The organism is Paenibacillus amylolyticus, assembly GCF_047302515.1.
In the GTDB taxonomy this organism is placed as follows: domain Bacteria; phylum Bacillota; class Bacilli; order Paenibacillales; family Paenibacillaceae; genus Paenibacillus; species Paenibacillus amylolyticus_G.
On record NZ_CP168019.1, the window covers coordinates 5,976,645 to 6,002,040 of the forward strand.

The window sequence follows — 25,396 nt, forward strand, 5'->3', positions numbered from 1 at the left end:
AAAGGGTACTGGTACACTAATACTGCTGCGTTAAAGCAGCGCAAACCTTCCCTTGAATGTAACGGAAGGACATTTTTACTGTCCGTTAGCACGCTTCTCAGTCGGTTTATTGCGTAACATGCCTGCCGGGATAGAGGACGGACAGACCAATACAAAGGTGCGCAAGGCACCCACGGAGGAATGTTAACTATGTCAACGGTAGTTGTAGTGGGAACGCAATGGGGAGACGAAGGAAAAGGTAAAATCACGGATTATTTGGCGGAGAGCGCTGATGTGGTGGCTCGTTATCAAGGTGGTAACAATGCGGGTCATACAATTCTGATTGATAACAAAAAATATAAACTGACGATGATTCCATCAGGGATTTTCTACACGGATAAAGCGTGTGTGATTGGTAACGGAATGGTTATCAACCCGAAGGCACTCATCGAAGAAATTAACTATATTCATGACAATGATTTTACAACGAAGAACCTGTCCATCAGTGAGCGCGCACATATCATCCTGCCATATCACATGGTACTGGATGCACTCGAAGAAGAGAGCAAAGGTCCGAACAAAATCGGTACGACTGGCAAAGGAATTGGCCCATGTTACATGGACAAATCAGCTCGTATTGGTATTCGGATGGTTGACCTGCTGGATGCTGAAGATTTCGAACTGAAACTGCGTCATCTGGTCAAAGAAAAAAACCGTGTCATCGAGCAAGTCTACGGCGGCCAGCCGGTTGATGTGGAAGAGATTCTGCAAGATTACCTCGGATATGCTGAAATTCTGCGTCCTTACGTACGTGATACATCCGTTGTTCTGAACGAATATATTGATGAGGACAAAAAGGTATTGTTTGAAGGCGCACAAGGCGTTATGTTGGACCTTGATCAAGGAACTTATCCATTTGTTACATCATCCAATCCGTCCGCAGGTGGCGTATGTATCGGTTCTGGCGTAGGCCCGGCTCGTATTCAGCAAGTCATTGGGGTAGCGAAAGCTTACACAACGCGTGTAGGAGATGGCCCATTCCCTACGGAATTGCATGATGCAATCGGCGACCAAATCCGTGAGACTGGACATGAGTACGGTACTGTAACTGGACGTCCACGTCGTGTAGGTTGGTTCGATAGTGTTGTTGTTCGCCACGCGCGTCGTGTCAGTGGAATCACAGGTCTGTCCCTGAACTCTCTGGATGTAATGACAGGTCTGGAAACCGTAAAAATCTGCACAGGATACAAATTCCGCGGCGAGGTCATCACACATTATCCGGCAAGTCTCAAAATGCTGGCAGAATGTGAAGCCGTATATGAAGAGATGCCCGGCTGGAGCGAAGATATCACTGGAGCGAAGAAACTTGAAGACCTGCCAGTGAACACACAGAATTATGTAAAACGTGTTTCCGAACTGACAGGCATTCCAATTGCCATCTTCTCCGTTGGTCGTAACCGTGAGCAAACGAATCAAGTTCTTCCAATCTACGAGTAATCGAAGAAATAGAGAGATTGTTTCTTGAATTATAAAATAGAATCCTCTGCCGACTTAGGCATGTTAAGCCTCCAGTTGTTGCTTTTATAGCGATGACTGGAGGTTTTTTGTATGTTTTTCGGATATAATCCCGAGATTTCCGTCAATACTGGTTAACAGTAGAGTTACAGACCCCGACATGCGCATGTTAAACGGGTGGGATAATCGGAGGGAGAGAACGGAATGAAGTTGCTTGTGTGGTTTGTTAAAATCTTGCTAACCGTGTTGCTGGTCAGTTCACTGACACTGCTCACGACCGGATTAATTGTACAGTCATATGCGAAGTCGCTACTCGCAAGTTTCAATATTCAGTGGGAAGGTCAACCCATGGGGTTAACCGCCATGTTCCAAGGTGCCTTGGGCGGTAAAACCAGCGAGGGGAATAAATCAGGAAATGGGACGACAGATCAGCCGACAGGAGCGGACGAAGAGCATGTTCCGGAAGATGCTGTTTCAGTTATGGGGAATGGGACGGAGAGCGGTCAATCTGGCGTAGATGCAGGCAATAATGCGTCCCAAGGAAGTGGCTCAACCGAGGGCACAGGGGAAGGTTCAGGTACAGATACGACCGTAGGATCAAACTCAGGCACAAGTGCAGGCAATGGGACGGATACGGGCACGGGTAATGACTCAGGAACAGCACAGGGTAGTGGTTCAGCTTCGGGGAACGGAACCGGAGGAACCAGCGGCGATGCTTCTTCAGGTAATGATGCCATTGTTGTATCACCGGATGACATTACAGGAACGAAGGACAAGCTGCCAGCAGAGGAGAAAGAAAAAATCTTCAGCCTGCTCATGAACAAACTGCCGCAGAAAGAAATGCAACAGATCTCGGGAGCCATGGAAGGTGGCCTGACGGAACAGGAACTGCGTGAAATTGAACAGGTGATCTCGAAGTACCTGACCAGTGAAGAGTACGACAACCTGATGGAAGTACTGCAAGCAGAATAAGATAGGCAGGGAAAGCAGGCAGGCTATTAGACTATTGGAGATGATCCAATGGTTCATGATTCCGTTTACGTAATCCCTTATCAGAGTTGATCTGGTGAGGGATTTTTTTTGTATTTTTATGAAAAATAAAGCATATTTCACTGGGTCTTAGAACCTAGTCTTAAATTGCGAACCAAAGTACAGCGTACCACTGATGTTGAGGCATAAAGGGTGATGCCCTAACCGTATCATCTTATGGATAATTCAGGAAAACCAAGCAGGGCGCGGCTTTGCGGTGTGACGTCTAGAGTTGAAATGACTATAAAACCTGTGTTAAAGTATACGGGTGTGATAAAAGGTTAAAATTTTGACACTTTTAAGAGCGCAGCTAAAGTCCTGATTTTGCGGACACCCAAATATATTATTCAACTAGCATGGGAAAGACACGATGGGTGATGTCTTGACAGAAATGCGAACTGAGAAGTGCTGAAAAGGAGAGAATCATGAAAGGTTTCAGAGGCATACGCCAACCGGGCAAAGACCGGGTACACGAACAATCCGGGGAACACCGGACGGCCGAAGACAAAAACAACATGAGCATGTCCACCTTCAGTGTGAATAAGAAGCGCGTTCTGGCCTCGCGCAAATGGATCATTGCAGCAGCATGCGGTGTATTCATCGCAGCATCGATCGGATTCGCAGGCAAACAATATGTTACTGCAAACACCGTCTCTTACTATAAAGTAATGGTTAAAGGTAGCGAGATTGGTACCATTGCAGATGAAGCACAATTACAACAACTGTTTACAGACAAAACCGAGGAATATCAAAATAAATATCCGGATGCAGAAATGGTGCTGAACACAGAGGGCATCACGACCGAGACGGTAAAAGCGTACAAACCTGAAGTGAACAGCGATGAAACGTTGGATAAACTGGGTAACTTGCTGACAGCCTACGCCCAAGGTGTGGAGCTCAAGGTAGACGGTGAAGTCATTGGCATTGTGAAGGACCAGGCAACAGCAGATGCAATCCTGGAACAAGTGCAGAACAAATACATATCGGCATCGGCGGTGCGAAGTTCGCTGAAGACGAAGTCGGTATCGGCTAATTCCTCGAAGAAAGACGAGGGACCGAGTACAACCCTGAAGTCGGTAGGCATCAAGGAAGATGTGGCGACGGATGTGGTGAAGGCTGATCCAAACAAAATATGGGATGTGTCCGAGGCGGTTAAAGCATTAACCGTTGGTAAAGACGCGCCTGTAACTTATGTGGTTCGTGAGGGAGATACGATCTCTTCGATCGCTTCCAAGTATGAAATTACACAAAGTGAGATTCGCCAGCATAATCCAGGCATCAAGGAAACGTCCCTGCAAATTGGAGATGAACTGACCCTGACCGTGCCTAAACCAGCAGTTACCGTTAAATCGGTTGAGCAGGTGGTTGAGCAGATTGAGATCAAACCGCAAGTGGAAGTGCGTAAAAGTGCTGACTTGAAAGCAGGCACAACGAAAGTCGTGCGTCCAGGACAAAGCGGGCTGAAAAGCATGCAATACCGTATAACGAAAGAAAATGGTGAAGTGGTTCAGGAAGAGTGGCTCGGTCAGGAAGTGATCAAAGTCGCCGTAACTGAAGTGGTCCTAAGCGGAACGAAAGTCGTTGGTGAGGGTACAGGTGAGTTTGCTTGGCCGGTATCGAATGCAACGATGAGCAGCAGCTTCGGACAGCGTTGGGGTCGTCAACATAAAGGTGTCGATCTGGTAGGTAACCGCGATGTGAAAGCGTCTGATGAGGGTGTGATTACTTTTGCAGGGCAGAAGAGTGGTTATGGCAATGTCATCATTATTAACCATCGTAACGGATACGAAACATTGTACGGACATTTGAACAGTATTGGTGTGAAGGTTGGTCAAGTCGTTGAAAAAGGCGAAAGTATCGGCGTTATGGGCAACACAGGCCGCTCGACCGGAACGCATTTGCATTTTGAGATTATCAAGAATGGAACGGTGGAAAATCCGTTAACGTACTTGAACTAATAGAGCTAAAGTGAGAGCAAGGTTGGCTATGATGCTGGCCTTGTTTTTTGCTGCTGTAAAATATTTTCAGATGAAAGACCTTCCAAGCCTCCGATCGGGATGTGACGGTGCTTCAGGTATGTTAAACTATAGAGTATAAACAACAAACTAGAGAAACAAATCAAACAGGCTTGGTACAAGCTAAACATAGAAGAGAGATATAGATGCTAACGCGGATTAAGTAGGATATAGGGGTGAAATTAGCCGATGCAGGGGAAGATTTTGGTGGTGGACGATGAACAGCCCATCGCGGACATTCTGAAGTTTAATTTGGAAAAAGAGGGGTACGAGGTCATCTGTGCATTCGATGGCATTCGTGCAGTTGAACTGGCGTTATCCGAGAAACCGGACCTGATGCTGCTGGATCTGATGCTCCCGGGTAAAGACGGTATGGATGTATGTCGTGAGGTGCGTGCTCATCTGGAGATGCCGATCATTATGCTTACCGCCAAGGATGGCGAGATCGACAAGGTGCTCGGGCTGGAACTGGGTGCGGATGATTACGTGACGAAGCCATTCAGTACGCGTGAGCTGCTTGCACGGGTGAAGGCACAGATGCGCAGACGGCAAAAGCTTGCGATTACAGCAGGTGCTTCCGAAGATGAAGAAAAGCAGGTCATGCGGCTGTTTGATCTGGCCTTTGATATGGACATGTATACAGCTTATAAAGGCGGGGAACCACTCGATCTGACCCACCGCGAATATGAACTTCTCTATTATATGGCGAAGCATTCCGGCAAGGTCATGACACGGGAACATCTGCTGCAGGCGGTATGGGGATATGAATATTTCGGCGATGTACGTACCGTGGATGTCACGATCCGTCGCCTGCGTGAGAAGATTGAGGAGAATCCGAGCAAACCGGAAACGATTCTGACTCGCCGCGGGCTCGGTTATCTCGTGCGCAGTGCCAAAAGCGTGGGGATATAATGGGCCGATTCGCGCGATTCTCGTTCTTCCGAACGATTCAGGCGAAATTGATTATTATCTATGTACTGCTGATTTTGATTGCGATGCAATTGATCGGCGTTTATTTTGTGAGCGCGATGAAGAACTCCCTGACGAGCAACTTTACAGAGGATTTACAGGCGCGTGCGGAGATGCTGTCGGTTCTCGTGGGTGAGACGATGGCGGGTGGAGAAGCAGAGGCTGGCGAGGACAAAACGGAAAATCTGCGTGTGCTGGTGAACAATCTGTTCAACATTAACGGTGCCGAGATTCAGGTGCTGGATGCCAGCGGCAAGGTACTCACGACCTCGCTAAGTTCACATTCGGACTATGTGGGGCGCAAAAATACCCAGACCGTCGTCAGCCGTGCGCTGCAAGGTATTCGGGACAATGAGGAATATATCGTGGACGAGGATAATGTTCGCAAAAAGGTCGTCGCCAAGCCGGTTCTGTCCGGCGGCAAGATCATTGGCGCGGTCTACATCGCGGCATCCATGAACGAGCTGTACTCCACGATGGAGGGAATCAACAAAATCTTTATCTCCGGCATTCTGATTGCCTTGGTGTTAACGGCGGTGCTTGGCGTCATTCTGTCCCATACGATCACGCAGCCAATTAAGGAAGTGACGCGGAGAGCGACAGCGGTCGCAGAAGGTAACTTTGATCAACAGACACCTGTATTTGGCACGGATGAGATTGGTCAGCTCAGTCGGGCTTTTAACTATATGACCAGCAGACTTCGGGATGCACTCTCCCAGAACGAAGAGGAGAAGGAGAAGCTGACCTCCATTCTGACCAATATGAGTGATGGTGTAGTAGCCACGGATGAGTACGGCAAAGTCATTCTGGTGAACCGCCGTGCCAGCAGCATTCTGGGTATGCGTCCTGCGGATATCGAAGGAAGGCATTTCGCCATATTGCTCGGTATTGATCCGGAGGATGCAGAAGCTCTCGCGAGTGGTTTTACAGGTTCAACGCTGCTGCAGATTGCACCTGCCGGACAAGAAGAGCCTGTGGTCATTCGCATGACGTTCACACCGGTTCATCGACGTGAGTTGGGGATCACAGGAACCATTGCCGTACTTCAGGATGTCACCGAGCAGGAAGAGCTTGAGGCATCCCGGCGTGAATTCGTGGCCAATGTATCCCATGAGCTGCGGACACCTCTGACTACGATCAAGAGTTACGCGGAAGCGCTGGATGACGGTGCATTGGAAGATCCACAGCTTGCCGGACGTTTCGTCGGTGTTATTCAGAACGAGACGGAGCGAATGATCAGGCTGGTTACGGATCTGCTGCATTTATCGCGGCTTGATTCCAAAGAGGCCATGCTACGTAAACAGCCAACCGACATTCTGGAAATGCTGGAGGAAGTGACGGATCGATTCTCGTTCCAGATGCATCAGAAGGATATTCAGCCTGTGCTGTCTGTAGAGAATGATATTCCGGCTGTTCCGCTGGATCGCGACCAGATTGATCAGGTACTGGATAATGTCGTGTCCAATGCGCTGAAATATACATTGGAAGGCGGCACCATTACGATTGCGGCTAGACGCAGTGATGAACATGCACTTGCCATCTCGGTATCGGATACCGGAATGGGTATCCCACAGCGCGATTTGGATCGCATTTTTGAGCGGTTTTATCGGGTGGACAAGGCTCGTTCCCGCAGTATGGGAGGCACAGGGCTAGGACTGTCCATTGCCCGGGAAATTGTGAAGGCACATGATGGCAGCATCTCTCTGGAGTCTGAGGTAGACGTGGGCACGACAGTAACGTTCACGTTGCCGATGCGCGAGGAAGGGGGTGAGCACCGTGAAGGAACGGATTAAATCCTTGGTGCTCGCTACCCTTGTCGTAGCCAGTCTGGTGCAGAGTTATTTCCTGATCTATCGTCTGCCCGGAGGCGGGGATTCTATTGTGACGTCAGAGACGAACTATGTGAAGACGGAAAATATGGGTCAGGAACGTAACATTGAAGAATTGATCTTCCCTGATCAGATGATTATTCATCTGGGCGAGGATAAACATACGGTGTTTTACCCTGGCAATACGTTCTATCAGTTGATCTATTCACGTTTACAGGGGCGGGCGTTCGATGATTTTCAGCGCCGCAGTGTGCAATCGGTGAACTGGGATCAGATTCGCAAGGAGAACCCCGGGTTTGAGCTATCGTTTAAGGAAGGTATCCCCGTAGCGTTGTTACAGCGGGTGATGAGGCTCGGGACGGATTCCTTGTTCCAAGGGGAGACGATTAACCGAATCTCGATCTATACGGCTAAAAATGAAACGAAGGCCCATGCGCTGTTCTTCAGCGCCAAGGGAGACGTGGTATACGAAGCAACTCAGGCGGACTTAACGGTACAGGACGTGCAGCAGCATGTTGACTTCGGTACGAACTGGACGCCATATACGTTGATGGAAGGCGGGTATTATATCCCGGCGGAAGCTTTGGAGACGATTGAAGCGGATGTGCCAACAGGCCAGTACACCGTTGAGCAGATGCAGCGCAGCTTGTTCTTTGACCCAAGCATGACCCGGAACATACGGGAAAAAGACGGGTCGGAGATCTACACGGACAGCAAACGTAGTCTGCAGGTGAAGCAAGAGCAGCGCTGGATTAGCTACACTGACCCAGCCGCACCGCCTGCGGGACAGATTGATCCCGCGAAGGATGCGCTGTCCGCGGTTGATTTTGTGAACCAGCATGGCGGCTGGAAAGGCCGATCGCGCATGATGCTGGAGACCGCTGACAGCAAGACGCAGCTTGAATTCCAGCAGTATTACGGCAGCTATCCAATTATGGATTCCATGCAATTCCGCTTCGGCACGATTAGCATGGAGATGCAGCAGGAGACGGTGTCCAGCTATGAGCGATCGCTCGAATACCTGAACGAAGGCGCAGAGACGAAGAAGTCGGTCAAATTGCCAGGTGGGGAGAAGCTCCAGGCTCTGATTAAAAAGGTAGCCGGTGAGAATCGCCAGGTCGTGGACGTGTACCCTGCGTATCGTCCTTCTACGATTGAGGACGGACTGAAGCTGATCCCGGTATGGGTTATCCGATTCGGAAATGGTGAGGAGACTACCGTATCTTGATGGGTTATAGTCATTGAACCAAAGAGTAGCTGTACTTTATCACTACGCGTGCAGAGGGCTAACGGCTAACGAATCTGACACGTCTTAAATGCCGAATTAGCCTAGAACGCAAAATCTAACGAGCCTCAGCGACGTTATTCCGCTAGAAAACGGGTGAAAACCGGCAGAAAGCCTATAAATGCTAGAAATAACTTCTCTCAGGTTCGTTAGATTACAAACTTGCGGAAAATGGAGCATATAAGGCGCGTGGAGTTCGTTAGAGAGCAGCGCTTATGTGGATAGAGATCAATTTTCCAAGAGTTATTGAAAGTATTTCAGCCAGTTAACTGAAGGAGGTGAATGTTTTGGATTGGGGACGGGCGAAAAATGTGTTGATCTATGCCTTTCTGCTGCTCAATCTGGTGCTGGGATACCAGATCTGGATGGATGCGCGGGAGACGGCCGGAGCCAATCTGGACTTCACCTCACTGGCAGACAATACACAGCAGGCGATGGAAGAGAAGGGCATTCAGGTGCTGGCTCCGATTCCGAATGAAACGCCGAAGCTGCCGAAGTTGTCCTATGAATTCATTGAAGAGGACAAGGCTGGCGTGGATATGGAACTGGAACAGCCTGTAGATAGCAAGTTGATCTTCTCGCAGAGTGAGCTGGAGGATGCGTTGCAACGCGAGATTCCACAGATCGGCACTTATCGGCTGGATCAGCTGATGGCCGAGGATGGGGCTTTTGTACTTCACCCACTGGTGGATGGCAAATGGCCGCTCTTCAATGTGAGTCTGGAGTTATTCTATAGCGACCAGAAAATTACGGGTTACCGTCTGACTCCGGTGCGGATTACGACCGCAGAGGAGAGCGATCAGCAGGTGCTTCCGGCGTCGAAGGCGCTGGGAACGCTGATCGAGAACTTTTTGCCGAATGATGCGATTGTCAAAGATATTCAGCTGGGCTACTATGGCCAGTTGTTCAATTCAGATATGCAAGTAGCGATGCCGGCATGGCGGTTCGTGCTGGAAAGTGGCGAAGTGTTGTACGTGCAGGGCATCAGTGGGGATGTATTCAGTCCCAAGACAGACAAACCAGGGGAGTAATGCGTTATGGGGATATATTTTACCGTGTTATCCAGCGGTTCGACAGGCAATGCCACGGTCATACAGCATGGGGGTACCTCTCTCATGATTGACGCGGGTCTTAGCGCGAAGCGATTGGATGCACTGTTTCAGGAACGGGAGATTTCTGGGGCAGAACTGGACGGGATTCTGGTCACACATGAACATTCCGATCACATTAAAGGACTAGGCGCGATGTCTCGGAAATATAATTTACCAATCTACGCGAATTTGAATACGTGGGCGGCGCTGGAGAAGTCAGTTGGGGCGATTCCAGAGGAAAACCGGAGGGTATTTGAGACGGGAGAACAGCATGATTTTGGGTCACTGCGTGTGGAATCCTTCGGGATCTCGCATGATGCGGCTGAGCCGGTAGGGTACACGTTCGATGATGGTACGGAGAAGCTATCTGTTGCAACGGATCTCGGATACATGAGCGACAAGGTTCGCGATGCGATCTCCGATTCTGACGTACTGGTGCTGGAGGCGAATCATGATGTCGAATTGCTGCGTATGGGGCGTTATCCGTGGAACACCAAGCGCCGAATTTTGAGCGACATTGGGCATTTGTCGAACGAAGCAGCAGGGGCGGCGCTTAGTGAACTGATGAACGGACGCATCAAGCGCACGTATCTGGCACATCTTAGCCGGGATCATAATATGATGGACTTGGCGAAAATGTCGGTGCGTGACGCGATGGAGAGCCGTGGATGCTTTTATCGGGATCATGAGTTCAAACTCTGTGATACGTATTACGACCGTCCTACGCCATGGGATAGGGTGGGTGAGCCATAAAGCTGTCGAGCTCGGCGGCTTTGCGTTCTACTTCCTCACGGGTCAAAATGCCTTTATCAATAAGCAGTTCAATGATGGTACTTAGGGCAAGGGTATTGCGATAGTGTTCATCCTTGAGATCGGCCAGCTTGGCCGCCATATGAACTTCATCCATGGCTGTAAGTGTACGCGTGCGATCCATATATATCCTCCTCTATGAAGCTTCGAATTGTCTTTTACTATTATTGTAGTCAGGCTTGATGGAAAACATTCCTCTTTTTGCCGCTAACATTTGTGTAATGAGACGTGTATGCTGAACCTGTGACTATGCAGGGGTGAAAAAGTTCTTCAAATTTGCCAAAATGGCGCTTAGCGGACCGGATTTTGTGGTGATAGATACTATGGACCTTTATTGTTAAGCGCGTTATAGCGGAAATTTGCTTTAATTTTCGTAAATATGCAACTTTTTGTGATTTGACGTGTTTAGTATATGAGGAGCATTGTGATTTTGGCTGTTTTGCGTGTGAAATGGCATGTCATAGAATGCGAGAGCATGATTGATAGAGTCACTGACAGAATGGCGTGTCCGTTCTGTTGTACATAGACGCTGTATCTTGATTTGATGCCGGGATGCAGCGATATGCAAGACCATTTTATAAAAATGCAAAAAAGCATGGGAAAGCGAGAGGTTATTTACGGTACGCACGTAACGAAAGACACAGAACGAGGCTGGAGAAGCGTAGCGTTCGCCTTTATGAACAAATTTTACCTAGGAAAAAGAAATAAAAAAATTTGTGAGTAACAGCGATCGGAAGCTCGGCTGTGGCTGGAGTGGGGTAACGTAAGAACACCATCGTTGAACCATGCGACAACTTAGGCGGCAGTCAGGGTCTTGATGCGTGACAACGAAGGGGAGAGGATCACGATGGGATTGTTTGGAGACGATTTTTATTCAACCAAAGTATCAAGACGCGCCGAACCTGAACAGAAAGGCAAACTTCAGATCATCCGCCCTGGAGGCAGAGCACGTGGACGTGACCGCTGGAGCAATCCGCGCAGATCGCGTACGGGAATCAGTTCCACAGTGAAGGTAGCTGTGATTAGCTCGGTGATCAGCTCCATCGTGACCGTCATGCTGTTTAGCTTCATTACACAGCCCGCTTCGTTACCGTTGGCTAATGCTACGGGTAATGGTGGTGGAGGCGGTGCACAGACAGCGCAGGCAGCTGATCCATACGACCGGATTATCCAAGCAGCAGCCCATGTTCGTCCTTCCGTGGTAAGCATTGTGAACCATAAAACGGGTAGCAGTCTGTCGATGGAAGATTCGGCGCTGGGCTCAGGGGTCATTTTCAAGAAGGAAGATGGCAAGGCCTACATCATGACCAACCACCACGTAGTGGAGGGTGCGAGTGATCTGGAGATTGTGACCGTAGATGGGGAGACACATAAAGCGAAGCTGGTCGGTAAGGACCGTGTGAGCGACATTGCTGTACTATCCGCAGAAGACAAAGGGCTGGGTGCAGTGGCGGAGATCGGTGATTCCAGCAAACTTCAGCGCGGTCAAACGGTGCTGGCGATCGGGAACCCGCTCGGTCTGGGCGGTACGCTGACATCAGGTATTGTCAGTTACACGGATCGTATTCTGCCTGTATCGATTAATCAGGACGGGGTGTACGACTGGGAACAAAACGTAATTCAGACGGATGCGGCGATTAATGAAGGTAATAGCGGCGGTGCTTTGGTCGACTTGAACGGCAAAGTGGTTGGCATCAACACGATGAAGATCTCGGATACGGGTGTTGAAGGTCTCGGCTTCGCGATTCCGATGAACGAAGTGATGAAAACGGTAGATTCCCTGCTACTGAACGGCAAAGTATCTCGTCCATACCTGGGCGTGTACACGGTTGATCTGAGCAACCCTTATGCACCACTGGATGACGAGCAGCGTAAAGATCTGAAGCTGCCATCTCACGTGGACAGCGGTGTGGTTGTGCTGGAAGCATCCGGTCCGGCATCTGATGCGGGCATGAAGCTGAATGATGTCATTACGGAATTTGATGGGCAAAAAATTACCTCCACGCTGGATCTGCGGAAGTATCTGTACGATCAGAAGAAGATTGGGGATACGATTGAAGTGACCTTCTACCGGGATGGCAAAGCTGAGAAAGTATCCGTGAAGCTGACGGATAAACCGGAGTAAGGGAAGTTCAGCGAGCGAGCCTATACTGTTGCGTGGATTGAAATAGGGAATGCTAGAAGAGTGATCAGATCAACTGACCACTCTTTTTTAGTTGTTATGGGTGGACGTGCTCGTTCGACAGTAAATGAGTAGATCAACCATTTTATATTCTCATGATCAGTTAGACCCGGAGCCAAAGGAGCAGATACATAAGACTAGGGCTGTGGTAAACTGTTGTCAATATGTTGGAGACGGTCGCTGATGCAATAACATCTGTTTGTCGATCATATTTTTATTTCAGAATGGAAGGGGTATTTTTGATGAAACATTTGAAGAAAAAGATGCTTGGGGGAACGAGCTTGGCGCTGTCACTGTTTGTGCTGTCGGCCTGTGGATCTGAGGTAGCTACGACAGGAGCATCCGTGGATACGAGTGCTCTGCAAGAGAAGATTGCAGGGCTTGAGAAGAAACTGGTGGAGCAGGGAGCCAAGAGCGTTGAGCAGGAGCAAAAAATCGCAGCACTTGAGACCAAGTTGAATGAGCTGAGTACAAATGTGATTGCAGGTGGGGCTGGTGGTCAAACACCTGTAGCATCCGGAAACAATGGATCGGCCGGGAAAGGTGACGGGGTGCTTATTACGTTTGCCCAGTACGAGAAGCTTGAGGTTGGCATGTCGGTAGAAGATGTCATTGAGATTCTTGGCGGCGAAGGTGAAGCGCTGAGTGAAGCGGAGAATATGGTGGTGTACAACTATAAAGGCACAGCCGGCAATGGTGCCAATGCTGTTATTGCTTTTCAAGGCGGGAAACTGTTGACGAAGGCGCAGTCGGGATTGAAGTGAAATTAGTATTTGGACATGAAGAGTCTGAATCTTTGGAATAAAGCGTACTGCAGGGTTAAGGGAAGTTAAATGGGGCCAATCAGAAAATTCTGGTTGGTTTTTTTGTTGTTTTTATAAAGTTTGTGAGTAACGGAAAAGTTATTAGAAGTAGATTTTTTGAATAAATAACTTGACATTCGCAGTTAGTTGTAACTATAATGATTACATTATATAAGTTGTAACTGTAGTAGTTACATATAATGATTTGAAGGGGGATTAAGTCGAAGCAATTGTACAACCAGACTATAGGACGGAATAAATAATCAACGAATTGGCTGCTAGATGCATTGTTATGGATGAACGGCGGCGACTTAAAGAGAAGGAGATCAATTAAATGTTTATTAAAAAATCATCAATGGGCGTTATGCTCGCTCTATGTTTCATGTTAATTCTGAGTGCTTGTGCGGGTACAGCAAGTAAAACCGAAAATGCGGAACACTCAAATGCTGCTAGTGCTGGAAATACAAAGAGCGAGGAAACAAACACACCAGCGGTGGAGCTGAAAGTGACCACCTATAATCCTGGGGAAAACAGCATTTTTGGCGTTTCATCAAACCTGATTGAAGGTCCAACTGAAATCGTGCTCGTTGATGCGCAGTTCCAAAAGAATGATGCCGAGCAATTGGTCAAAATGATTAAAGATTCGGGTAAAAAACTGACCACCGTATATATCAGCCACAAGGACCCGGACTATTACTTCGGTCTATCGGTAATTCGTGAGGCGTTCCCTGATGCAAAAATCGTTGCGACTCCAGCAACGGTGGAAGGAATCAAGGAAACAATTCAAGTGAAGAATGACTATTGGAATCCGATTCTGAAAGAAAATGCACCAACTGCACAGATTGTTCCGGACGTCCTTGACGGTGCTCAATTGACCGTAGATGGAGAAACCGTAGAGATTATCGGTCTAGATGGTTCCGATCCGTCCCATACGTTCCTGTGGATTCCTTCCATTAAAACTGTTCTGGGTGGCGTTCCTGTCTACGAAAATTCGCACGTTTGGATTGCAGATAACCAAACGCCAGAGAGCCGTGACTACTGGCGCCAATTGCTAGACCAAATTATTGCATTGAATCCAGAGCGAGTGATTCCAGGTCATTACCTGGGTACCAGTGCCGGGGATATATCGAGTGTTACGTTCACCCGTGATTATATTGCTAAATTTGAAGCAGAGGCAGAGACAGCCAAAGATTCTAAAGAACTGATTGCAGCCATGGAAAAAGCATATCCGGACTTTACGAATACAGGCGATCTGGAGACGAGCGCTCAGGTAATTAAAGGCGAAATTTCTTGGCCTTAAGTATAACGATGGACTTCTAGAAACGGTATAAGTAAAAGCCAAACATCCTTATCCTGTTAAGTGGGAGGGATGTTTTTGCTGTCATTAGGCGTGTAGGGGTTTCTTTTCGGCGGCAGGTGTGATAGAACTGAGAAGTGGCTATCCTGTAATGGGATACGCGGTTGTGAATCGGGAACATAGCTGGTTACAGAAAGGATGCTTAACGGATGTACGTTGTATGCAAAGAACACGTGGACATTGCCATCGACATGTTTGTCGATGAGTATGAGGACGCTCCAGATATCGTTGATCTGAAGGAGACGGAATTTGCCGACTGGGACCCGCCTGCGAAATGCGCCGAGTGCGAACAGCACGCGGAATTCCTCGTCGTTTAGCGTACTGTAGGACTTAGATGGCCGGAGACGTGACTTAAGGTGGCGCTTCGGGCTGACTTTCCATCCGGTATGAACATCACAGCAAGAAGCCAAGGAGAGCGTGATGAGCGCTCTTTTTGTGTTTATGGGGGAATTGGTATTGGTGGTTAGGCAGTGTGGAGTTGGGCGGGGGTCGTAGGGTTAACGTGGGAGTAGGCGAGAGTAAGGGAAGATTGAGGTAGGTGTAGGTGCCGAGTTCCGAGTTGGGAGTGGGCTAGGTTGTAGTAAAGGTGCAAGTTGTAGGTAATAGAAATGGAAGTGGATCGGCTACACTTAGTTGGACAGAAAAAATAAGGGCTTGTAGAATAAAACTATCATGTTTAAGGAGCGGATCTCTACAATGCCTAAACCACAACGACGCACATTCACAACCGAGTTCAAAAAACAAATGGTGCAACTCTTTGAAAACGGCAAATCCAGAGCTGCAATTGTGGAGGAATACGACCTCACTGCTTCGGCTCTAGACCGCTGGATCAAACAATCGCAGGCAACGGGCTCTTTCAAAGAGAAAGACAACCGTTCACCTGAAGAAAACGAATTAATGGCTATGCGTAAAGAACTCCAACGTTTACGGATGGAGAACGATATTTTAAAGCAAGCCGCGCTGATCATGGGACGAAAGTAACTATCATCCAGAATAACCGTGATAAATACTCAGTATCAGCAATGTGTAACGTCCTCGAAATCGCCAAAAGCACCTTCTATCATGAAGCGAAGGAAAAGCCAAATGAAGATGAGCTCACGGAAGCTATTGTGGAGATATTCCACAAAAATCGAAAAGTCTATGGTACACGAAAGATAAAAGCCAAGCTTCAGGAACGAGGACTCATCGTATCTAGACGTCGCATTGGTCGAATCATGCAAGAGCAGAGTCTCGTCTCCACGTACACCGTTGCGCAATTTAAGCCTCATAAAACGGCCTATAATGAGGAGGAAACAGTGAATGAACTGGGTCGGGAGTTTAATCAGACGGAAGCAAAGCGCTTCGTGGTCAGCGATCTCACGTATGTGAAGGTCGGTCATCGGTGGCATTACATTTGTGTGCTCATGGACCTGTTCAATCGAGAAATTATTGGCCACAGTGCAGGTCCACATAAGGACGCTGCTCTGGTTTCGCGTGCCTTTGCAACGGTAGAAGGCGACTTGAGCCAAATCCAGTGGTTTCATACAGATCGTGGGAGTGAGTTTAAGAACCACGCGATGGACCAGCTTCTAGGCACGTTTGGTATTGGTCGATCACTCAGCAAGAAAGGATGTCCCTACGATAACGCTGTGGCCGAAGCCACCTACAAGGTCATGAAAACGGAGTTTATTTACCAAATGGAATTCCGAAACCTCCGTCATTTGGAATTGGAATTATACGACTACGTTAACTGGTTTAACAGGCACAGAGTTCATGGATCACTGGGGTATTTGACGCCTGTTCAGTATCGCCAAGAAGCCCTTAAAAAAGTTGTCTGATTTAATGTTGACAATCCAAAGCCGCTGAGGCATGGGGGAAAGTGCCGTTGGGTAACAGCGATGTGGGTAGTGACGTGGGTGTAGACTGGCCGAGTAGCTCTAACGAACTCGAGACGCCTTATATGAGGCAAACACCGCCTGGTTGAAATCTAACGAATCGTAGACACGTTATATTGCTGAAATGGCCTCGAAAGTGGTGGGGAGTGCTCGTTTGATGCGAAATAGCGTGTTTCAGATTCGTTAGATTTTAAAAGAGCCGAAATGGGGCTGATTAAGGTGTGTGGAATTCGTTAGAATTTGGAGAAATGTTTAGTATAGGTATAATACAGTTGGAACGAACGATGCGATGAAGCATCTTACTTATAGAATATCTGGCAAGACAATTTAGGAGGAATGAATTTCATGTTTATTCAGATTATTGGCGTAGGCAAATTGAAGGAAAAGTATTTAACGCTGGGCATTCAGGAATATGCCAAGCGGCTCGCCCCGTACATCAAGTTTCAGATGATCGAGGTCGCAGACGAAAAGGCGCCCGATACCCTGAGCGAAGCTGAGGTTCGGGCGGTAAAAGAGCGCGAGGGCGAACGCATCCTCGCGCATGTGAAGAGCGAGGCGCATGTGGTCGCGCTCGCATTGGATGGCCAGCTCTGGAGTTCCGAGGAGCTGGCATTGGAGATCGACAAGCTCGGCACGTATGGGACGAGCCATGTCGTGTTTGTCATCGGAGGAAGCCACGGGCTCTCCGATGAGGTGTTGCGCCGCGCGAAGCAGCGCTTAAGCTTCGGGCGCATGACCCTGCCGCATCAGCTTATGCGGCTGGTGTTGGTGGAGCAGATTTATCGCGCGGTGAAGATAAATCGGAATGAACCGTATCACAAATAGTGGTAAAGCAGAATACAGCATTAACTATTGAAACAGAGTGGATAAAAAAAGCGTTATTTTCAAGAAAACTATAATAAAGAAGAAAAAAATTTTAGAGCGATGAGGGGAGTTCAACTCTCCTCGTCTCCATTTGAAGAACCCTTTCAAATAAGGGCAGTCTTTATTGTACCTGTAGGGACAGTAATTTAAGAAGTGCTTGGAACACTGTGATTAAATGAGCGAACTTGTTAAAAGAAGGTAATTGGTGGAAGGCTGTTGAATTATACAATAACATTTTAGTTTTCCCATTAGTGCAGGAAGAGCCGACATAATATAAATTAACACATCGGATAACTTGATATTAATTTATATAGTGTAAGGTTATAAAAAACTTAAACAACCATATTTTTAAAGGGATGGGGAGTATGATTCAGACATTAGTTAATCAACTATGGGATGAGTTGCAAGGAAATAATCCAAATAAGCTATTGGATAAGTACCATAAGTATTTTGATGATTACAAAGACATGTTTAAAGAGTATGATATACCTCCTAACACTACTTATTTTAGAGGGCGAGTGGGACAGAAAAGCTTAGATGTGAGTATTGATGATTTCGATACAACTATTCAGGTTTCATTTAACATGAGTGAAATCAGTGCAGTTCCACCGCTTTTTGCAAGTGGGGGGAGATTTAATCGGGCAGGATATTCGTACCTCTATTTGTCTAGTAATATTGAAACCTGCATTGCAGAGCTAAGGGCAGAAGTTGGACAAGTTTGCAGTGTTGGTGAGTTTAAAAATGTCGAGTTGTTGAGAATGTTAGATTTATCATCTGATTCTGAAGACGAGAGTTACAACTTTTTTAAGCAATTAATGTTGTTACCCGTAAATAGTCAAAATAAAAACCATTATTTTTTAACACAGTTCATATCCGATATTATTAGAGAAATGGGCTACAATGGGATATTGTACAATAGCTCGTTATCTGAAGGTTTAAATTTAGTGGCTTTTGATTCAAAACAATTTCAGTTTGTCTTATATAGTGATAAAATGTGCAAAGCAAAACGGATACAATATGATATTGAATACGTTGAAGAGGGCTATAGCAAGTACAAAAGATATCAGGATAATCTTAATGGATATAATCAAAAAGCTGAGGAGACTAAAGAACAAGAAATTGAATATATAAATAAAAAAGCAGATGCAATGTTGTTTTTGTCACTGAGGGAAGCTGTAGCTCAAGCCAGGGAGTCAAAAGTGAGTAAAGATGAGATTTACAAAGAGTTCGAAGAGAAATGCAAAAAATCTTCTATGTATTTTAAAACAAGAATAAATAGAATGGTAGCAAGATATTTAATCCATAATGATGATTTAGATGGCTCCATTAAATTTTATATAAACTCATTGAGAGACGTAAAAAAGGGTGTTAATTGCACTACTGTGTTCAAGATGATGCTAGAAGATGCACCCGGATTAAAATCTAATCGAGATTTTTGCATTCAATTAATTGAGAGCAAGTGTAATGAAAATTATTTGTTTGAGTTAATCCTTGATTTTGATTATCTCGAAAAAAAAATCATTTAAAGTAAAAGTTTGTACTATATCGGTAGATTTTAATAGGAAGTGAAAAATCATGAACAGCATTCACAGTTGTATTTCTGAAGTAATTAGGGAGCTAACTTATTTATATAAGAGAACCTACAACAATGAGTGGAAATCAGATTATATACTAAATGATGTATACGATTTAGTTATTTCTCTTTGGAATGCAGAAATAATTGAAGATAGTTCAGTAGCAATGAGGTTGCTTAAATTTTATTATGATAATAAGAAGTACTGTTTCCTCGAACCTGCAGACTATACTAACTACCAAAGCATTGAAAGTACAGCTAGTAGTCAGAAAGATGAATTGATTCAGGAATTACAAAAAGTTAAGTCTCAAAAAGGAATTTTGTAAATTGCAGCCACCAATAGGGTGGCTCTCTAGACAGTGATATATATAAATAATCGAAACAAGAAAAATACTATGGCTAACATTGAATTCTCAATTAATAGAAGTTGAAGTTATCGGAAATTAAGTTGAGAAAGGAAGTTGATTAATTGGGTTATCAGCGTTATAAGCTTGAGAATAATTTAACTAAGACTCAAAAGAAAAAACTATTGTCCGAGTATATTGTTTTTTATAGGGGTTTCATTGAGGAACATGGTCTTGATGTGCTTAATGTAAAAATCCCACGAGAGGTATTTGCAAGTATCTTAGATGATATTGGAGCTCTACTGAACGAACATGCGATTAGATTATCCTCCGAAGAGGGAGAAGTTAAAAAATTCTTGGAAGCCAATCCCTTACCCAGTAATATGGAAAAACTAATACCAGATGAATTTAGAACATTTTCACTTCTTTTAAATGCCCTAAAACAGTGGGTTTCAACTGAGTCGGCAGCAACAGATAAATATTTGCTAGGAGGAAAAGCGAGACAAATATGCCAAGAAGCAGTGGATAGGTGTTTGGTTACTGGAGATGAACTTGGTGAAAATGCTGAGTTACATCATCCACTGAGAGATGGAAGACCACCTATATTATTGAGCAAAGTAGGTCATGACTTAATTGAGCAGAATTATCAGAAAAATGATAATGAATTTATCAATGAGTGCGATGTAGTGTGGAATAAAGTAAAGCAGATTAGAAATCAACAAAACCAATCATGGATACAGCTACGTGAAGGAAGCAATGCAATAATCTCTAAAGCTAGTACAGCACGTCCTAACGCTAAGTCTTTTGCAAATAAAGTAATAAGAGAAGTGGGTATTTCGGCAGAAGAAATTATTGAAATGTTAGATGTAAGAGGTTTATAAGTGAATTTGTAATAATCAGATCTTTTAGGCTCATAATAGGGGAGCTTATGAGCCTTTATCAAGTACCCAAATGTTAAGATATAGTTTTCAAGCCTGTTAAAATAGTATCTTCATAATTAGTAGTAACTCGTGGATTACCCTCTAAATACTTATTGAACCTTACATCTGATATATACCCTATGCTTCGATAGTAGTAGTTAATATCTTTAATTCTAAATTGATTATCACGTCTAATTCCTCCCTCAAGTCTATCGCGCGATGTATTGTAGTTGGTAATGAAATTATTAAGAATCGAGGTGAAAATTGTAGCAACTTGAATGTTCGCACAATCTAGAGCAATATATCTTATAGATTTTTTATATGTATCAAAATCGATAGCTCCTCTACCATCAAAAATCCCAGTTATGAAGCATCGTATAACCTCTTCAGAACTAGTTTTTAAAACTTCCTCTGTTAAAGAAGCTAATTCTTCAACGTTAATTTTCTCTTTTTTTGGAAAAAGTGTTACAAATCCTGAATGTCTTCCTGTAAATTTATTAACTTTTAAAGTAAACCCATTAATATTTATATAACTTCCGTCGACATAGTAGGTCTTGTTATTAAGTACATTTGCTATTGCGTTAACAGATGTGTAATGACTTCTAAGTTCCGCTTCTGTGAGATATTCGTAATTATATCTGACTGGCGAAACCCAGCATTCAGTATTACTAATACTTACGGTTTCATTGGCAGCTATAATCCCACCGAGAAAGTATGCACTTTCATTTGTTAGATAAGGTGTTCCTAAGTTAATTGGCAATGAGTGCATCTTTAAATTAGCCATTTTTCACTCTCCTTATATAAAAACATGCTATATAGCCGATCCATTGTGATAGGAGCCCCAAATCAGGGGCATTTCAACAAGCTATCTATATTTATTTTACCAGAAGAGGTTGGAATATAAAATTGTTTGTTGTTAGTTGGTTCATAATAATATCTATTCTCTTATTCATACTAATTACCACTTAATCATTGTAACTTTGATAAAAAAAGGGCTATAATGATTATGAATGTGGCTAAGGTTTGGGAGGTCTATAATGGGACTCGAAGCTGAAAAATGGTGCAGTCTTGAAGAGATTGCTGAGTATCTGGGCGTGACAAAAGATACGATAAGAAATTGGATAAAAAAAGCACACGTGCCTGCGCATAAAATTGGACGGCAGTGGAAGTTTAAAATTTCAGAAGTAGATAATTGGGTCAAGAGTGGAAAGAGCGCATTAGATTAAAGTCACAATACGTTGGCTGTGTTTACTTAGGAGGAAATTGCTAAATGTCTGAGACTTTATCAAATTTAGAAAGTAATGTCCTATTGCTTAATGAGGACTGCATAGATGGAATGAGTAATCTTGATGCTGGTTCAGTTGATTTAATACTGACTGACCCACCTTATAATTTAGGTCTATTTATGAAAGATAGAGATACAAACCTTAAAAAAATGAGGGATAACTTCTTTGGCGCAGCTGGCTGGGATGATTTGGGTTTTTCTGACTGGGAAGACTCAATGAATAGGTTTTTTGCTGAATCGACCAGGTTGTTAAAAACAGGTGGGGCTATGATTGTCTTTATGTCGATAATTAAAGTGGAGACTTTGATAAAATTAGCTGAACAAAATGGTTTGTATTACAAAACTACAGGGATATGGCACAAACATAATCCTATGCCAAGAAATATGAATTTACATTTTGTGAACTCAACAGAAGCTTGGGTGTATTTCACATATAAGAAAAAAACGGGTACTTTTAATAATAACGGTAAAGCTGTCCATGACTTTTTTGAAACGTCAGTTACTCCTGGAACAGAGAGAAAATTTGGTAAACATCCGACTCAAAAACCTGAGCAGTTATTGCAACAATTTATTTACCTCCTATCTAATGAAGGAGAGACTGTATTAGACCCATTTATGGGTAGCGGAAGTACTGGTGTAGTTGCAAAAAGAAATCGTAGAAAGTTCATTGGTATTGAATTAAATAAAGAGTATTTTCAAAATGCAGCTGAACGAATTAAGGAGACAGGTGTTTATGAAACCTAAAGTAATTGATTTATTTGCTGGTGTAGGTGGGATGTCTCTAGGATTTGAATTGGCTGGGTGTGAAGTGGTCTTGGCGAATGAGTATGATAAGTCCATTGCGTCCGCTTATGTTGAAAACAGGAAAGAATCTAATATGCTTGTTGAAGATATTACAGATTTACCACTAACAAATACATTTGGAAAGTATAAAGGAACGATTGATATAGTTATAGGTGGTCCCCCATGTCAGGGATTTTCCCAAAAAGGTCAGAGGAAAACAATTAATGATGAACGTAATTTTTTGTTTAAATACTTTTTTAATGTTGTGAGCTTGGTTCGTCCTAAGTACTTTGTAATGGAGAATGTTCCTAACCTACTCACTTCAGAAAATAGTTTTTTTAAAAATGAAATTATTGAGCTGTTTGGAAGCATTGATTATTCGTTGACATCAGGTGTTCTAAATGCAGCAGATTATGGAGTTCCGCAGAGCAGAAGGAGAGCTGTAATAATTGGGAAGTTGAATGGAGTAGCACCTAAGCTTCCAGAACCCGTAGGTTATACTGTGTCAATATGGGACGCGATAAGTGACTTGGCTTATTTGAAATCAGGAGAAGGTTCTGAAAAACAAGAATATAAGTGTGCTCCCGAAAGCAATTATCAGTCAATGCTTAGATCAGGAAGTAAGATTCTAACTAATCATGTGGCTACAAATCATTCATCTCTTGCTTTGGAAAGATTGAATTTAATTCCACCTAACAGTGGTAAGGAAGTATTGCCACAAGAACATTTGACTAAATCTATTTATAGTGGAACATGGACAAGGATGAGAAAAGAAGATGTATCAGTTACAATCACAACTAGATTTGACACCCCATCTTCCGGTAAATTTACACATCCATTCCTGAATAGAGCAATTACAGTTAGAGAAGCAGCAAGGATACAGTCGTTCCCAGATACTTTTAAGTTCACTGGGACTAAAGGTTCGCAAATGAAGCAAGTTGGTAATGCAGTACCGCCACTTTTAGCAAAATCAATTGCAGAAGTAATATTAAATGATATGAGAAAAAAGCAGGAGGATTATATAAATGACAACTCCAGAGAGTTTACAAGAGCATAGAGACATCGATTTAAAATTAGGAATTAAATCTTCTTTATCAGAGGTAAGGGAAACTATATCCCTTACCTTTCTTTTGTGGAGAAGTTCGGGAAGAGTAGCAGATCTTCAATACTCCCAATCAAATGGAGATGACTTACAGATAAAAGATGAAATTGCCGAGCTGTTAAAAGGGTTACTTCGTTCTACATATACTTCAATTGGTGTTTCGGATGATGATTTTATAAGTAAAATTAATGAAAATCAACTTTTTAAGTCGCAGATAGAAGCTTTAATTGTTGCATTTGAATTAATATGGAGATTAGCGAAAGTAAGTTTTGTAGAACAACGGTCATTTAGTGCAGAGCGTAGAGGCGGTATTAGATACGAAAAACAGCTTACTTTTACCAAAAATATGGACTTGATTGACCTTTTGGTTGCAGAAAATCAGGATACATATATGCCTATCCTTTTGAAGTGGGCTACTGGCTTCGAAATTGAAATTGAGGATGCAGCTGAAGAAAAACTAATCAAGATTTTTATGTTGCTTTCTGAAGAAGCAATTTATAAATTAACTGCAGCTGGTACAGATGTGATTTTTAACCTTAATGGTGTATACAAAAAGCTTGTAGAAGGAAATGATACAGTTGATATAAATGGGGAGCTTGAATCAAAGGGCTCATTAAGGATATTAAAGTCTGCATTGTCTGAAGGATTGAATGATTTTCTAAGTTACAGACCAGGAATTGTAAGGCTAAAGGATAACAGAGAATTAGATGAATTGTCAGAATACCAGAGACGTGTTTCAGCTTACCTTAGTTTATGTAACTTCAAAGTAATTGTAAGAGATAATGAGTTCATGGTGGACACAACACCAGTTGATGAACATACCCCTTTGGAAGCCACGTATAATAGAATTTTGTTTGGGGCTCCTGGTACTGGTAAAAGCTATACGCTGGAGACTGAAAAAGCTCAGTTCGGAGATAATTATGAGCGAGTTACCTTTCATCCGAATTACTCATACGGTCAGTTTGTTGGTACCTATAAACCAGTTCCGATGGACCGAGAGATTACATATAAGTTTGTTCCAGGTCCATTCACTAGAACGCTTGTTAAAGCTATCAAAAACGGTACACCGCAGCTTCTGATTATTGAAGAAATTAATAGGGCTAACGTTGCTGCAGTATTCGGTGATGTTTTTCAATTGTTAGATAGACGAGATGGGGTTAGCCAATATCCTATTGAGACTAGCGAAGATATGCGTACCTTTTTAGCATCTGAACTTGAATCTAATTTTCTTTCTTGTACCGATGAAACGGAAAAGAAAAGGATGCTAGATAAATATCGCAAAATTGTAATTCCAAGTAATATGTATATTTGGGCAACCATGAATAGTGCGGACCAAGGAGTATTTCCAATGGACACTGCATTCAAGAGAAGATGGGAGTTTGAATACATTGGCATAGACGATGGAAGCGATGAGATAGAAACTTACATTGTTACACTTCCAAATGGTAAACAAGTTTCGTGGAATACTTTACGAAAAGAGATTAACTCCATTCTCTTAAAATCATGTAAAGTCAATGAAGACAAACTATTAGGTCCCTTCTTTTTAGGGTTATCTGCATTGGCAAATGGTGAAAAATTCAATGAGATGTTCAAGAGTAAGCTATTAATGTATTTATTTGAAGATGCAGCAAAGCAATACAGAAAAGTAGTCTTTAGTGGATGCGATGCTAGTACCTATTCTAATGTGTGCATAGCTTATGATAATATTGGCGACGAGATTTTTAGTTTAAATTTACAAGACGAGCGGCAACAAGAATCTGAGGAAGATGAAAATGCATAGGTGATAG

General features: G+C 44.1%; 23 protein-coding genes. 21 read left to right on the forward strand and 2 right to left on the reverse strand.

Annotated features, from left to right (window positions below; genetic code table 11):
- Positions 1-189: 189 nt before the first annotated feature.
- The 8 genes from ACDJ59_RS26255 (at position 190) to ACDJ59_RS26290 (ending at position 10,465) form a co-directional block, all read left to right on the forward strand.
- Positions 190-1,476, forward strand: a complete 1,287-nt coding sequence (locus ACDJ59_RS26255; protein WP_036671866.1) for an adenylosuccinate synthase — start codon at positions 190-192, stop codon at positions 1,474-1,476.
- A gap of 222 nt (positions 1,477-1,698) precedes the next feature.
- Positions 1,699-2,466 (forward strand): hypothetical protein, encoded by a 768-nt coding sequence (locus tag ACDJ59_RS26260; RefSeq protein WP_413406675.1) that lies wholly within the window; start codon positions 1,699-1,701, stop codon positions 2,464-2,466.
- 482 nt (positions 2,467-2,948) lie between these two features.
- Entirely contained in the window at positions 2,949-4,481 is a 1,533-nt protein-coding gene (locus ACDJ59_RS26265; protein ID WP_413406676.1) for a peptidoglycan DD-metalloendopeptidase family protein, read from the forward strand.
- A 246-nt stretch (positions 4,482-4,727) separates the two neighbouring features.
- Positions 4,728-5,450, forward strand: coding sequence for a response regulator YycF (gene yycF / locus ACDJ59_RS26270; protein ID WP_413406677.1), 723 nt, complete (start codon positions 4,728-4,730; stop codon positions 5,448-5,450).
- Positions 5,450-7,300, forward strand: coding sequence for a cell wall metabolism sensor histidine kinase WalK (gene walK / locus ACDJ59_RS26275; protein ID WP_413406678.1), 1,851 nt, complete (start codon positions 5,450-5,452; stop codon positions 7,298-7,300). Before yycF ends, walK begins: the two co-directional genes overlap by 1 nt.
- Positions 7,284-8,564 carry a YycH family regulatory protein gene (locus ACDJ59_RS26280; protein WP_413406679.1) on the forward strand — a complete coding sequence of 427 codons (1,281 nt, stop codon included), beginning with the start codon at positions 7,284-7,286 and terminating at the stop codon, positions 8,562-8,564. The genes walK and ACDJ59_RS26280 overlap by 17 nt, the downstream gene beginning before the upstream one ends.
- A gap of 344 nt (positions 8,565-8,908) precedes the next feature.
- Positions 8,909-9,652 carry a two-component system regulatory protein YycI gene (yycI, locus tag ACDJ59_RS26285; protein ID WP_413406680.1) on the forward strand — a complete coding sequence of 248 codons (744 nt, stop codon included), beginning with the start codon at positions 8,909-8,911 and terminating at the stop codon, positions 9,650-9,652.
- A gap of 6 nt (positions 9,653-9,658) precedes the next feature.
- On the forward strand, positions 9,659-10,465 hold the full coding sequence (locus tag ACDJ59_RS26290; protein ID WP_047841016.1) for an MBL fold metallo-hydrolase: 807 nt from the start codon (positions 9,659-9,661) through the stop codon (positions 10,463-10,465).
- Here ACDJ59_RS26290 and ACDJ59_RS26295 read toward each other — a convergent pair.
- Complete coding sequence (locus ACDJ59_RS26295) at positions 10,434-10,646, reverse strand: hypothetical protein (protein WP_017691458.1); 213 nt, start codon at positions 10,644-10,646, stop codon at positions 10,434-10,436. The genes ACDJ59_RS26290 and ACDJ59_RS26295 overlap by 32 nt on opposite strands.
- 723 nt (positions 10,647-11,369) lie before the next feature.
- Here ACDJ59_RS26295 and ACDJ59_RS26300 point away from each other — a divergent pair.
- The 9 genes from ACDJ59_RS26300 (at position 11,370) to ACDJ59_RS26340 (ending at position 20,400) form a co-directional block, all read left to right on the forward strand.
- Positions 11,370-12,647 carry a S1C family serine protease gene (locus ACDJ59_RS26300; RefSeq protein ID WP_338589613.1) on the forward strand — a complete coding sequence of 426 codons (1,278 nt, stop codon included), beginning with the start codon at positions 11,370-11,372 and terminating at the stop codon, positions 12,645-12,647.
- A 299-nt stretch (positions 12,648-12,946) separates the two neighbouring features.
- On the forward strand, positions 12,947-13,468 hold the full coding sequence (locus ACDJ59_RS26305) for a hypothetical protein (protein WP_413406681.1): 522 nt from the start codon (positions 12,947-12,949) through the stop codon (positions 13,466-13,468).
- Between the two features lie 373 nt (positions 13,469-13,841).
- Positions 13,842-14,807, forward strand: a complete 966-nt coding sequence (locus ACDJ59_RS26310; RefSeq protein ID WP_413406682.1) for an MBL fold metallo-hydrolase — start codon at positions 13,842-13,844, stop codon at positions 14,805-14,807.
- Positions 14,808-15,013: 206 nt separating this feature from the next.
- Entirely contained in the window at positions 15,014-15,181 is a 168-nt protein-coding gene (locus ACDJ59_RS26315) for a CxxH/CxxC protein (protein ID WP_017691462.1), read from the forward strand.
- Between the two features lie 379 nt (positions 15,182-15,560).
- Positions 15,561-16,681, forward strand: a protein-coding gene (locus tag ACDJ59_RS26320) for an IS3 family transposase (protein WP_413406683.1) whose coding sequence is annotated in 2 segments (ribosomal slippage) — positions 15,561-15,810 and positions 15,810-16,681 — 1,122 coding nt in all. Because the reading frame shifts where the segments join, the coding sequence is not laid out codon by codon here.
- 402 nt (positions 16,682-17,083) lie between these two features.
- Positions 17,084-17,563, forward strand: coding sequence for a 23S rRNA (pseudouridine(1915)-N(3))-methyltransferase RlmH (gene rlmH / locus ACDJ59_RS26325; RefSeq protein WP_076252167.1), 480 nt, complete (start codon positions 17,084-17,086; stop codon positions 17,561-17,563).
- Positions 17,564-17,967: 404 nt separating this feature from the next.
- Positions 17,968-19,128 (forward strand): RES family NAD+ phosphorylase, encoded by a 1,161-nt coding sequence (locus tag ACDJ59_RS26330; RefSeq protein WP_413406684.1) that lies wholly within the window; start codon positions 17,968-17,970, stop codon positions 19,126-19,128.
- A gap of 49 nt (positions 19,129-19,177) precedes the next feature.
- Positions 19,178-19,501 (forward strand): hypothetical protein, encoded by a 324-nt coding sequence (locus tag ACDJ59_RS26335; protein WP_413406685.1) that lies wholly within the window; start codon positions 19,178-19,180, stop codon positions 19,499-19,501.
- Positions 19,502-19,644: 143 nt separating this feature from the next.
- The gene (locus ACDJ59_RS26340) at positions 19,645-20,400 is read left to right on the forward strand and encodes a hypothetical protein (RefSeq protein ID WP_413406686.1); all 756 of its coding nucleotides are present in this window, start codon (positions 19,645-19,647) and stop codon (positions 20,398-20,400) included.
- A gap of 73 nt (positions 20,401-20,473) precedes the next feature.
- Here ACDJ59_RS26340 and ACDJ59_RS26345 read toward each other — a convergent pair whose 3' ends face one another.
- Positions 20,474-21,223, reverse strand: coding sequence for a hypothetical protein (locus ACDJ59_RS26345; protein WP_413406687.1), 750 nt, complete (start codon positions 21,221-21,223; stop codon positions 20,474-20,476).
- 253 nt (positions 21,224-21,476) lie between these two features.
- Between ACDJ59_RS26345 and ACDJ59_RS26350 the strand changes: the two genes are divergently transcribed.
- The 4 genes from ACDJ59_RS26350 to ACDJ59_RS26365 are packed head-to-tail and all read left to right on the forward strand — an operon-like array spanning position 21,477 to position 25,389.
- Positions 21,477-21,665, forward strand: coding sequence for a helix-turn-helix domain-containing protein (locus tag ACDJ59_RS26350; protein WP_413406688.1), 189 nt, complete (start codon positions 21,477-21,479; stop codon positions 21,663-21,665).
- A 44-nt stretch (positions 21,666-21,709) separates the two neighbouring features.
- Positions 21,710-22,468 (forward strand): DNA-methyltransferase, encoded by a 759-nt coding sequence (locus ACDJ59_RS26355; protein ID WP_413406689.1) that lies wholly within the window; start codon positions 21,710-21,712, stop codon positions 22,466-22,468.
- Positions 22,458-23,564, forward strand: coding sequence for a DNA cytosine methyltransferase (locus ACDJ59_RS26360; protein ID WP_413406690.1), 1,107 nt, complete (start codon positions 22,458-22,460; stop codon positions 23,562-23,564). The genes ACDJ59_RS26355 and ACDJ59_RS26360 overlap by 11 nt, the downstream gene beginning before the upstream one ends.
- Complete coding sequence (locus ACDJ59_RS26365) at positions 23,533-25,389, forward strand: AAA family ATPase (RefSeq protein ID WP_413406691.1); 1,857 nt, start codon at positions 23,533-23,535, stop codon at positions 25,387-25,389. The genes ACDJ59_RS26360 and ACDJ59_RS26365 overlap by 32 nt, the downstream gene beginning before the upstream one ends.
- Positions 25,390-25,396: the final 7 nt, after the last annotated feature.